Source organism: Streptomyces sp. ISL-12 (genome assembly GCF_018614415.1).
Lineage (GTDB): Bacteria > Actinomycetota > Actinomycetes > Streptomycetales > Streptomycetaceae > Streptomyces.
On the sequence record NZ_JAGGOO010000091.1, the window covers coordinates 1 to 11,295 of the forward strand.

Here is an 11,295-nt window from a genome sequence, read left to right on the forward strand (position 1 = left end):
CACAGGCGCCGCAGGCATCCCGCCCGCTCAACCGCCGGAGGCCAACGCTCCGCGCAACGGCGCGATCCCCGCCGGCACCGCCCGCGCCCGCGCCGGCGTCCCCGTCCAGCAGGTCCCCCGTCGCGCCAGCAGCCGCCCCAGCCACAGTTCCAGCGACACCAGATCCGCCAGCCCGTCCAACGGCAGCGCCTCCCCCGCCGCCGCCGACCGCACCGCCTTGCGCACCACCCTCGCCTCCACCAGCCCCGCCTCCGCCAGCAGCGGCCGGTCGAACACGTCCATCAGCGCGTCCGCCGCCCCCCGCAGCCCCGCCCGCGCGGTCGCCGCCGCCACCCCCTGCGTCGGCGTGCCCCAGCCCCCCGGCAGCTCCCGCACCCCGGCCCCCTCCAGCACCGTCCGCAGGATCGCCGCCCGCGCCCCCGGCCGCACCCGCAGCGCCTCCGGCAGCGCCCGGCACGCCCGGACCACCTGGTTGTCGAGGAACGGCGTGTGCAACCGCTGCGACCGGATCTCCGCCGCCTGCTCCAGCACCCGCACCTCCGCCGCCTGCCGCGCCAGCGCGGCCCGCGCCCGGAAGTCGCCGGGCCGCATCCCCGGCCCCATCGCGGACCGCTGCGCCGCCGCCTGAAGGCGAACCGATACTTCAGCCAGCGCCTCCCCGGTCAGCCACCGCGCGGCGGGCCCGGGTCTTCCCCAGTTCAGCGCGGCGAGCGACGCGCCCACCGCCCCGTCCCCCACCTCGTCGGCGACGACGCGCCCCCGCAGCTGCTCCGCGAGCCCGTCGAGCCCCGCCCGGTACGGCGTCCGCGACAGCCGCCGGGCCGCCCCGTACACCCGCGCCGGCACCATCACCGACCCCACCGACCCGTCCGCCTTGGCCAGCGCCGCGACCGGCCGCACCAGATGCCGCCGCCGGCGGTCCATCAGCAGGTCGGCCAGGCGCGCCGGGTGCGCGTCCAGCACCTGCCGCGCCCCGTACCCCGTGAAGTGGTCCGCGCTGCCCGCCGCGAGCCGTGCCCGGTGCCGCGCCACCGAGACCAGGCTCGCCGCCGGTTCGTCGGTCAGCGGCCCGTCCAGTTCGGCGTACGGCAGTACCTCCGCACCGCCCGCCACCACCACGTGGTGCAGCCGCGGGTTGGCCGCCAGCGCCCCCGCCCGTTCCAGCTCGGCCTCGCGCCCGCCGACCGCCAGGTCGTTGAAGGTGACGGCCAGCAGCCGCTCGCCCGCCCCCGTCCCGTGCCCCAGCACGGTGCCCGGCCGCCCCGGCAGCCCCGCCGCCAGCAGCGCGAGGGTCCCCGACGCCGGCCCGCCGGACAGGTCCGCCCCGATCCCCGGCACCGGCATCCCGCGCGCTGCCCGTCGCTCGGCCGGCCCCATGCCGGGCACCGGACCGGGATCGATCCCGTCCCCGGGGACGTGCCGGGGCGCGGCGAGCCGCGTCCGTACCGCCTCCACCAGCGCGTCCCGTACGCCGTCCACCGCGCTCTGCGGGTCCGCGGGCGGCGCCGCCACCGCCAGCGAGGCCACCGGTTCGTACCCCGCGATCTCCCGCGCCCCGGCGCGCAGCACCAGTGCGTGCCCCGGCGGAACGCGTTTCACGCCGTCGTACGGGGTCGCGTCGTCCAGCGCCGCCGGTACGTCGGGGGCGGCGAGCAGCGCGGCCAGGTACGGGAAGTCGAGGTTCGCCTCGACGAGGTCGGCGAGCGGCAGCGCGGCGGTCGCGTAGGCGGTGCCGCCGGCCCAGGGGGTGTGGAAGACGGGACGCGCGCCCGCGAGGTCACCGCAGACCGTGATCCGGCGCCCCACCTGGACGACGGCGGTGTAACTCCCGGACCAAGCGGTCAGATGCCGCAGCGCCCCGCCCCGCGCCGCGAACAGCGCGACCCGCAGCTGCTCGTCGCTCGCGCCGCAGATGCCCAGCACGGCGATGCGGGTCTGCGGGTCGGCGCTCACCACGCGCACCTCGTCGGGCCGCCAGTCGCCGACCGCCCACAGCGGGTCGGGGTCGCCCCACAGAAGTTGGGAGCCCACGGGCTGCACGGTCTCCCCGTCGTACCCGGTGGCTCCGGCGGAGCCGTAGCCCACGCCCCCCGTACCCCCCAAGTCCCCCAGGGCTCCCGCGACTCCCGCGGCGGCGCTGCTCCACCCCACCAACCACCGCATCGACGCCTCCACAGCCTGTGGACAACCAGTGCACCGTATGAACTGGTTCCCCATGCTGCCATGAAGGGAGCGCGCCAGAGCGTCGGCGGAGCAGCTCGCACCGCCGACGCCGTGCCCTCGCGGTGCCCCGGCCAGGCGCTGGCCGTGCCCTCACCACGCCCTCGCGGGACGGCCCGCGAGGTCCTCGTCACCCGTTCCGGGGACGGTGTCCGCGACGCGAATGCGCCCCCACTGCGCGCCCCCCACGACACCCAACGCGCCCTCAAGTGCCGTGGTAGGAGCGGTAGTACGCACAAACCGACGGGGCTTATTTTCAGCCAAATCACAAATTCATGACCGCGTTCGAACACGCTCCGTACAGGCTCTGCGTACCACCGGACCGCGTACGGTCCGGGAGACGGAGCGCGTCTCCCGGACCGGTCCGCCGCCCGCGGGGATATGAGGCGGCGGTGTCCCCCAGCCCACTGGATCCAGTACAGCGGGCCGACCCACGCAAGAGCCATGGAACCGCTCCCCCGGTGGCCGGAGTAGAGCGCACGGGCGGGCGCACGGCCACACATCGGGAGCACACGGCAACAGTCCGTACAGATCCCGCACTTCAGTACGGACCACAATCCCGCCATCCGGAACAATGCCCCTTAACGCTTGGGATGCGGCGAACTACGCTGGGTTTACGAATGCCGCGTGGTTATGCCAGCGCGGCAGCCGTCTGTGTCGAGGGGTGGCGCATGTCCAGGGAGCAACGCGGGCCGAACGAAAAACTCGGCGCCGTTCTCGCCCTCGCGGGAATCAGCAACGCGGGACTCGCGCGGCGCGTCAACGACCTCGGGGCGCAGCGGGGGCTGACCCTGCGCTATGACAAGACGTCGGTGGCGCGCTGGGTGTCGAAGGGAATGGTGCCGCAAGGTGCGGCTCCGCACCTCATCGCCGCCGCCATCGGCCAGAAGCTCGGCCGGCCGGTGCCGCTGCACGAGATCGGCCTGGCGGACGCCGATCCCGCGCCGGAGGTGGGCCTCGCCTTCCCCCGGGACGTCGGGCAGGCGGTGCGCACGGCGACGGAGCTGTACCGGCTCGACCTGGCCGGCCGCCGGGCGGGTTCCGGGGGCATATGGCAGTCGCTCGCCGGTTCGTTCGCGGTGAGCGCGTACGCGACGCCCGCCTCGCGCTGGCTGATAACCCCGGCCGACAGTTCGGTGGCGCGCGAGGCGAGCCCGGCCGAGGGCTCCGGCGCACCGCTCAAAGTCGGCCACAGTGATGTCCGCAAGCTGCGGGAGGCCGCCGAGGACGCGCGACGCTGGGACTCCAAGTACGGCGGCGGCGACTGGCGTTCCTCGATGGTCCCCGAGTGCCTGCGCGTCGAGGCGGCCCCGCTGCTCCTCGGCTCCTACTCCGACGAGGTCGGCCGCGCCCTGTTCGGCGCCTCGGCCGAACTGACCCGGCTGGCCGGGTGGATGGCGTTCGACACCGGCCAGCAGGAGGCCGCCCAGCGGTACTACATCCAGGCGCTGCGCCTGGCCCGCGCCGCGGCCGACGTGCCCCTCGGCGGCTACGTCCTGGCATCGATGTCGCTCCAGGCGACCTACCGGGGCTTCGGTGACGAGGGCGTCGACCTCGCGCAGGCCGCCCTGGAGCGCAACCGGGGCCTGGCGACGGCCCGCACCATGAGCTTCTTCCGCCTGGTGGAAGCGCGGGCCCACGCGCGCGCGAACGACGCCCAGGCGGCCGGCGGGGCGCTGAAGGCGGCCGAGAGCTGGCTGGAGCGCGCCCGCCCCGGCGACAACGACCCGAACTGGCTCGGCTTCTACTCCTACGACCGCTTCGCCGCCGACGCCGCCGAGTGCTACCGCGACCTCAAGGCGCCCCGCCAGGTCCGCCGCTTCACCGAGCAGGCGCTGTCCAAACCCACGGAGGAGTACGTGCGCTCGCACGGCCTGCGCCTGGTCGTGTCGGCCGTCGCCGAGCTGGAGTCGGGGAACCTGGACGCCGCCTGCGAGCAGGGCGTACGCGCCGTCGAGGTGGCCGGACGGATCTCCTCCGCCCGCACCACGGAGTACGTCAAGGACCTCCTGCACCGGCTGGAGCCCTACGGCGACGAGCCGCGCGTGGCCGAGCTGCGCGAGCGCGCCCGTCCGCTGCTGATGGCCCCCGCCTGACGCGAGTGTTCCGTCCCCGGGTTTGAGGGCGTTGTCAGTGGCGCAGTGCAGTATCGAACCCGGGAGGTGGAACAGGTGCGGCCACAGAGTGCAGCCACGTACGACTGCGACGTGCTGGTGATCGGCGGCGGGATCGTCGGCCTGTCGACGGCGTACGCGATCTCGCGCGCCGCGCCCGGCACCAGGGTCACGGTCCTGGAGAAGGAACCGGGCCCGGCCCGCCACCAGACCGGCCGCAACAGCGGGGTGATCCACAGCGGCGTCTACTACCGCCCCGGCTCCCTCAAGGCCCGGTTCGCGGTGCGGGGCGCCGCGGAGATGGTCAAGTTCTGCGCGGAGTACGGCATCGCCCACGCCGTCACCGGCAAGCTGATCGTCGCCACCGACCGCGCCGAGCTGCCCCGGCTGCACGCCCTCGTCCAGCGCGGCCGGGAGAACGGCATACCGGTGCGGGAGCTGGGCCCCGCCCAGATCACGGAGCACGAGCCCGAGGTGCGGGGCCTGGCCGCGATACACGTCGCCACCACCGGAGTCTGCGACTACGTCGCCGTCGCCCGGCAGCTGGCGGCCGCCTCCGGCGCGGAGATCCGCTACGGCGCGCAGGTGCGGCGCGTCGACCGCCGCCCGGACCTCGGCGTCGCCGTCCGCACCCGCGCCGGGGACGTGGTCCGCGGCCGGGTCCTGGTCAACTGCGCGGGGCTGTACTGCGACGAGGTCGCCCGCCTCACCGGCGACGACCCCGGCATGCGGATCGTCCCCTTCCGCGGCGAGTACTACGAGCTGGCCCGCCCGGAGCTGGTGCGCTCCCTGGTCTATCCGGTGCCCGACCCGGCGTTCCCGTTCCTCGGCGTGCACCTCACCCGGGGCATCGACGGCAGCGTCCACCTCGGCCCCAACGCGGTGCCCGCCCTCGCCCGGGAGGGGTACGGCTGGGGCACGGTCCGGCCCCGCGAGCTGGCCGCCACCCTCGCCTGGCCGGGCTCCTGGCACATAGCCCGCAGACACTGGCGGTACGGCGCCGGGGAGCTGCACCGCTCGCTGTCGAAGGCGGCGTTCACGACGGCGGTACGGCGGCTGCTGCCCGCGGTGACGGAGGACGACCTGGTACCGGCGCCGGCCGGGGTACGGGCCCAGGCGGTGCTGCCGGACGGCACCCTGGCGGACGACTTCCTGATCCGGGAGACGCCCCGCGCGGTCCACGTCCTCAACGCCCCGTCCCCCGCCGCGACCGCCGCGCTGCCCATCGGCCGCGAGGTGGCCCACCGCGCGCTCACGGCGCTCGGGCCGGCCTGAGTCCCTGCCGGGCCTCTGCTGAACCCTGCCGAACGTCTGCTGGACTGTGCCGGGGCCCCGGCCAGCCCCCCGGCCAGCCCGCTGGCCGATCCCTGGCCGACCCCTGGCCGACCCCCGGCCGGACCTCGGACCGCACCCGACCCGGACCCACCGGCCCGTCGCCCGCCCGTCCCCTCCTCCCCCGCCCCCGCCCCCGTAATATCGATCCCACTGTGTCTGATTCGCACCCCACCCCCGCAGCTCCCCGGCACCCCCGTCGCAGGGGCGAGCCCCGTTTCCCGGACGGCCCCCGGGCCGATCCCGCCGGTGATCACTTCGAGCGGCGGATCCGCAGCTTCCAGCCCCGGCGCAGCCGGGTCACCGCCGGGCAGGCGGACGCCCTGCAGCGGCTGTGGCCGGTGTGGGGGCTGGACATCGACGGGCAGCGGGTCCTCGACCTCGCCGAGCTGTTCGGCGACGACCGCCCCGTGGTCCTGGAGATCGGCTTCGGCATGGGCGAGGCCACCGCCGAGATGGCCGCCGCCGACCCGGGGACCAACGTGCTCGCCGTCGACGTGCACACCCCCGGCCAGGGCCACCTGCTGGCGCTGGCCGAGGAGAAGGGCCTGACCAACGTCCGGGTGGGCAACGGCGACGCGGTCATCCTGCTCGGCGAGATGCTCACCCCGGACTCCCTGTCCGGCCTGCGCGTCTACTTCCCCGACCCCTGGCCCAAGAAGCGGCACCACAAGCGCCGGCTGATCCAGCCGGAGTTCCTGACCCTGGCCGCCTCCCGGCTCAGACCGGGGGCCTTGCTGCACTGCGCCACGGACTGGGAGCCGTACGCCGAGCAGATGCTCGATGTCCTCACCGCGCACCCCGCCTTCGAGAACACCGCGCCCGACGGCGGTTTCGCGCCCCGTCCCGCGCACCGCCCGCTGACCCGTTTCGAGGGCCAGGGACTGGACAAGGGACATGTGGTGAACGACCTGCTCTTCCGCCGCGTACCGCACCAGGACCGACCCCCCGCCGGCGCCTGAAGCCAGGGCGGCGCCCCCTCTCGTCAGGATCGATGCCGTGGCCACCAGCTCCCCGTCCCCGCCACCAGCGCCGCCCCCGCGGCACTGGTGGCAGCGCCGCTGGGTGCGCTACGGCGCCCTGACCACGCTGCTCGCGCTCTCCGGGCTGGTCATCCTGGCCCTGGTGCGCGAGCAGACCGGCACCGAGGGGTTCCTGGTCGGCCTCGGCCTCGCCGTGCTGCCGGTCCCGCTGCTGCTCGCCGCCTTCCGCTGGCTGGACCGGGTGGCGCCGGGCCCCTGGCGCAACCTGGTGTTCTGCTTCGCCTGGGGCGCCTGCGCGGCGGCGCTGACCGCCATCGTGGCCAACAGCTTCGCGACCCGCTGGATAGCGACGGCCACCGCCGATCCGGCCGGCGCGGACACCTGGGGCGCCACCGTGATAGCCCCGGTCGTGGAGGAGTCCGCGAAGGCCGCCGCCGTCCTGCTGGTCTTCCTCTTCCGCCGGCACGACGTCACCGGGCTCCTCGACGGCGTCGTCCTGGCCGGCTTCACCGCCACCGGCTTCGCGTTCACCGAGAACATCCTCTACCTGGGCAACGCGTTCGGCACCGACCAGCTCACCGGCGGCAGCGGCATCGCCTCCGTCACCGCGGCGACGTTCTTCGTCCGCGTCGTCATGTCGCCGTTCGCGCACCCGCTGTTCACGGTGCTCACCGGCCTCGGCTTCGGTCTCGCCGCCCTGCGCGGCGACCGCCGCCGGGCCCGGCACGTCCTGCTCCCGCTGGCCGGCCTGCTGCTCGCGATGGGCATGCACGCGCTGTGGAACGGCTCCTCGGCCCTCGGGGAGTACGGCTTCTTCATCGTGTACGCGACGTTCATGGTGCCGGTGTTCGGGCTGCTGACCTGGCTGGCGGTCTGGTCCCGGCAGCGCGAACTGGTCACCGTACGCGCCGAACTGCCCGCCTACGCGGCGGCCGGCTGGCTGACCCCGGCGGAGCCGTACGCGCTCGGCTCGATGCGGGCCCGGCGCCTCGCCCGTGCCCACGCCCGCCGCCACGCCGGGAAGGAGGCGGCGCGGGCGGTGGCGGAGTACGAGGCGTACGCGACCGAGCTGGCGTTCCTGCGGCACCGGGGCCGGCGCGGCCGGACGGGCGCCGACTTCGTCGTACGGGAGCGGGAGTTGCTGCACGAGCTGTGGCGCCGACGGGAGACGGCACGCCCGGCGCTGGCCCACGCGGCACGGGCCACGGCCCCGCCGGTCCCGGTGGCCGCGGCGCCCTGGCCGGTGTCCGGCACGTACGGCACGTACGGCACGTACGGGCACCCGGCGCCGGCACCACACCCGTACCAGCCGCCCCCGTACCAGCCGTACGCACGCCAGCCCCACGCACCTCAGCCGTACGCACCTCACCCGTACCGCCCGTGAACCGGCAGCCCTGACGTCGGGGGGTCGCCGTCAGGACCGCCGGGGATCAGGTGTCCCGGGAAGGGGGACGGCTCAGGGGTTGAGGCCCTTGCTCTGCAGCCAGGCCATCGGGTCGATGCCGGAGGTGGAGCCGTCCGGGTGGACCTCCAGGTGGAGGTGGGCGCCGGTGACGTTGCCGGTGGCGCCGACGCGGCCGATGACGTCGCCGGTGCTGACCTTCTGGCCGACGCTGACGCTGATCGAGGACTGGTGGCAGAACCACACCTCGGTGCCGTCGTCGAGGGTGAGGATCGTGCGGTAGCCGTAGGAGCCGGCCCAGCCCGCCTCGGTGATGGTCCCGGTGTGCACGGCCTTGATGAGCGTGCCGGTGGGGGCGGCGAAGTCGAGGCCGGTGTGGTAGCCGGAGGACCAGTAGGCGCCGGCCTGCCCGAACGTGGAGGTGATGGTGTACGAGGAGGTCGGCAGCGCGTACTGCTTGGCCAGCTTGGCGAGCCGTGCGGCCTCGGCCTTCTGCGCGGCCTCCGCCGCCGCCTTCTTCTTGGCGGCGGCGGCCTTGGCCTCGGCCTTCTTCTCGGCCTCGGCGGCGGCCGCGGCGGCCTTCTTCTCGGCCTCGGCGGCGGCCGCGGCGGCCTTCTTCTCGGCGGCGGCGGCAGCCTCTTCGGCGGCCTTGGTCTCGACCTGGTTCTGCTGCTGCTCGGCCTGCGCCATGATCCGGGCCCGGAGCGACTCACCGGCGGTGGCGGTGCCCTCCTCGGCTTCGTCCGCGGCGACGGCGGCGATGCTGAGCGGGGTGGCCGCCCCCTCGTCCGCCGTGTCCCCGGCGGAGTCGTCGTCCGAGATGATCGAGCCCACGGACGGCAGGTCGGGCATGGAGATCGACACCGGCGGCTTGCCGGTCTGCGCGCTGGCCATGCCGCCGGCGCCCACGGCCGCTATGACGCCGACGCCGAGGACGGTGGAGCTGCGGGCCAGTCCGCCGCGCTGCTTGGCGACCCGGTGCTTGCCGCGCACGGGACGGACGGTGTCGGCGGTGGGGTTCCACTCTTCGAAGGGGCCCTCGTCGGGGCGGAAGGCGCCGTAGCCGAAGGTTGCGGGGTCGTGCTGGTTCGGCACGAACGGGGCCTCGGGGGCAGGCCGGTTGGACGCCACGTGGGCGTGCTCCTTTCCTTCCGTCTCCGCCTACCGGGTTAGCTGACGGGTTCGGAGCGGGAAGGTCTCCTACGCGCGTATACAGGCCGTGCTTCCACGGCCGGATACGCCCGATTCACCCCAAGGTGGTGGTTCCCCGGTTCCCTTACGGGATTCGGCGCGTGCGCACGGAGCCGCCTTCTGTGACGGCTGGGACGACCGCGCTGCGTTATCGAACGTTAATAGAAGCGGGGCACTGTTTCCAAGCCGTTCTTCTTGATCATTAAGCTTTCCGGCCGGAACCAAGGCCGCATGACCGGCGAAAACGGGGTGAGTTGACCCCGCTTCAGTACACCCGCACAGCGATCAGCACCGCCCCTTGAAACTGCCCGTGCATCAATTGTTATGCGGAGGGCGCCCATGCCCTCACCCTTCGTGACCGCAGGCACCACCGGAACCGTCCAGGCCACCGGAATCGTCCAGGCCGCCGGAATCGTCCAGGCCGCCCGGATCGGGCCGCCGTACGGCGAGCAGCGCCATGTCGTCCGCCATGCCGCCCCCGGAGTGCCGGCGCACGTCCTCGGCGAGCGTGTCCAGCAGGTCCCCCGGATGCCGGAAGCGCCGGCCGCTGAGCCGCGCCACCGGATCGTAGAACTCGCCCCGGGCGTCCCGGGCCTCGGTCACCCCGTCGGTGTAGAGCAGCAACGTGGCCCCGGCGGGGAAGACGGTCTCCTCCGCGCGGTCCGGCCACACGCCCAGTTCCCCCATGCCGAGCGGCAGCGCCGCGTCCCGGGTGCTCAGGGCGCGCAGGCTGCCGTCGGCGTGGCACAGCAGGGGCGGCGGATGCCCCCGGTTGACGATGCGGGCCACCCCGTCGCCGTGCGGGAGTTCGACGAGGACGGCGGTGGTGAACCCCTCGAAGGCGTCCAGGCCCTCGCGCCGGGTGCCCTCGCGGGCCAGCGCACGCTCCAGCCGCTGCGCCACCGCCTCCAGCGTCGACTCCTGCTCGGCGGCCTCCCGGAACGCCCCGATCACGACGGCGACGGCGGCCACCGCGCCCATCCCCTTGCCCCGTACGTCCCCGACGATCATCCGCACCCCGCGCGGGCTGTCCTGCACCGCGTACAGGTCGCCGCCGATGAAGGCGTCCGCCTGCGCGGCCTCGTAGCAGGCGGCGATCTCGAAGCCGCCGAGCCGTTCGGCGGGCTCGGGGAGCACCGCGCGCTGGGCCGCCTCGGCGATCTCGCGGGCGGTGGCGAGCCGTTCGTCGTTGCGGCGGACCAGGGCGTTGACGAAGACGGCGAGGACCGCGACCACCGCGATGGTGACCAGTTCGGTGATGGAGTCGACCTGGTGGGCGACGCCGAGGCCGATCTGGAGGGCTATGACGACGGCGACGGTGACCGCCCCGGTGAGCACGGTGCCGCGACGCGAGTAGAGCGGGGCGGCGGTCAGGGGCGCGGCGGTGTAGAGGGGGCCGGCGGTGAAGTACCGGGGCGTGAGCAGGTCGTACGTGGCGCCGACGGCGATCAGCAGGACGGGCAGGAGGCGTACGAGGGTCATCCGGGCGCCGTACCGCGCCCGGCGCCGTCGGCCCCGGGCGGGCGGTACGGGCACCGGGGCGTCGCCGAGGCCCGGGTCGGGCACCGGGTCGCCGGGCAGCCGGCCGCCGGCCCTGGCGTACGGTCCCTCGTCCACGTCACCAGGCCGCACCGCTCGCCTCCCGCCACCCATGTACGTAGCCGCCGCTTGCCGTCCCGCCCGTCCAGGGTTCCCGGAGCGGGGGCGGGCGGCGAGCGGTGGGGGGCCGTCCGGATGACAGGGGGGCCGGGTCCCCACCGGGGCCCGGACGCACCGATGGCCGGGCCCCTCGAAAGGGACCCGGCCATCGGCCTGAGTAGCGGGGACAGGATTTGAACCTGCGACCTCTGGGTTATGAGCCCAGCGAGCTACCGAGCTGCTCCACCCCGCGTCGGTGTGTCACCAGTGTAGACCATGTTCGGGGTGGTCAGCACACGCGTATCCGGTGCCCGGGATAGTGGGCCGTGCATCCAGCGCCGGGGACTGCGGGCCGCGTTCCAGCGCCGGGGACCGTGGCCGCGTATCCAGGTCCGGGACTGCGGGCCACGTACCC

At 74.7% G+C, this 11,295-nt stretch carries 7 protein-coding genes, 1 tRNA gene and 1 riboswitch; of the genes, 4 read left to right on the forward strand and 4 right to left on the reverse strand.

Features of this window, described 5'->3' with window-relative positions; translation table 11 throughout:
- Nucleotides 1-27: 27 nt before the first annotated feature.
- Entirely contained in the window at nt 28-2,163 is a 2,136-nt protein-coding gene (locus tag J7I94_RS24420; protein ID WP_215170037.1) for an asparagine synthase-related protein, read from the reverse strand.
- A gap of 728 nt (nt 2,164-2,891) precedes the next feature.
- On the opposite strand from J7I94_RS24420, the gene J7I94_RS24425 reads away from it, so the two are divergent.
- The 4 genes from J7I94_RS24425 to J7I94_RS24440 all read left to right on the forward strand — a co-directional run bounded on the left by J7I94_RS24425 (nt 2,892) and on the right by J7I94_RS24440 (nt 8,033).
- Complete coding sequence (locus tag J7I94_RS24425; RefSeq protein WP_215170039.1) at nt 2,892-4,316, forward strand: MFS transporter; 1,425 nt, start codon at nt 2,892-2,894, stop codon at nt 4,314-4,316.
- Between the two features lie 75 nt (nt 4,317-4,391).
- A complete protein-coding gene (gene lhgO, locus J7I94_RS24430) occupies nt 4,392-5,609 on the forward strand; it encodes an L-2-hydroxyglutarate oxidase (RefSeq protein WP_308114683.1) in 1,218 nt (405 codons plus the stop codon).
- Nucleotides 5,610-5,821: 212 nt separating this feature from the next.
- Nucleotides 5,822-6,628 carry a tRNA (guanosine(46)-N7)-methyltransferase TrmB gene (gene trmB / locus J7I94_RS24435; protein WP_215170043.1) on the forward strand — a complete coding sequence of 269 codons (807 nt, stop codon included), beginning with the start codon at nt 5,822-5,824 and terminating at the stop codon, nt 6,626-6,628.
- A gap of 37 nt (nt 6,629-6,665) precedes the next feature.
- The gene (locus J7I94_RS24440) at nt 6,666-8,033 is read left to right on the forward strand and encodes a PrsW family intramembrane metalloprotease (protein WP_215170045.1); all 1,368 of its coding nucleotides are present in this window, start codon (nt 6,666-6,668) and stop codon (nt 8,031-8,033) included.
- A gap of 72 nt (nt 8,034-8,105) precedes the next feature.
- On the opposite strand, the gene J7I94_RS39035 is transcribed toward J7I94_RS24440, so the two are convergent.
- The 3 genes from J7I94_RS39035 to J7I94_RS24455 form a co-directional block, all read right to left on the reverse strand.
- Nucleotides 8,106-9,182, reverse strand: coding sequence for a M23 family metallopeptidase (locus J7I94_RS39035; protein ID WP_215170046.1), 1,077 nt, complete (start codon nt 9,180-9,182; stop codon nt 8,106-8,108).
- Between the two features lie 12 nt (nt 9,183-9,194).
- Nucleotides 9,195-9,352: riboswitch (cyclic di-AMP (ydaO/yuaA leader) on the reverse strand.
- Nucleotides 9,353-9,587: 235 nt separating this feature from the next.
- Nucleotides 9,588-10,859 (reverse strand): PP2C family protein-serine/threonine phosphatase, encoded by a 1,272-nt coding sequence (locus tag J7I94_RS39265; RefSeq protein WP_215170048.1) that lies wholly within the window; start codon nt 10,857-10,859, stop codon nt 9,588-9,590.
- A gap of 200 nt (nt 10,860-11,059) precedes the next feature.
- Nucleotides 11,060-11,133, reverse strand: a tRNA-Met gene (locus tag J7I94_RS24455).
- Between the last annotated feature and the right edge of the window lie 162 nt (nt 11,134-11,295).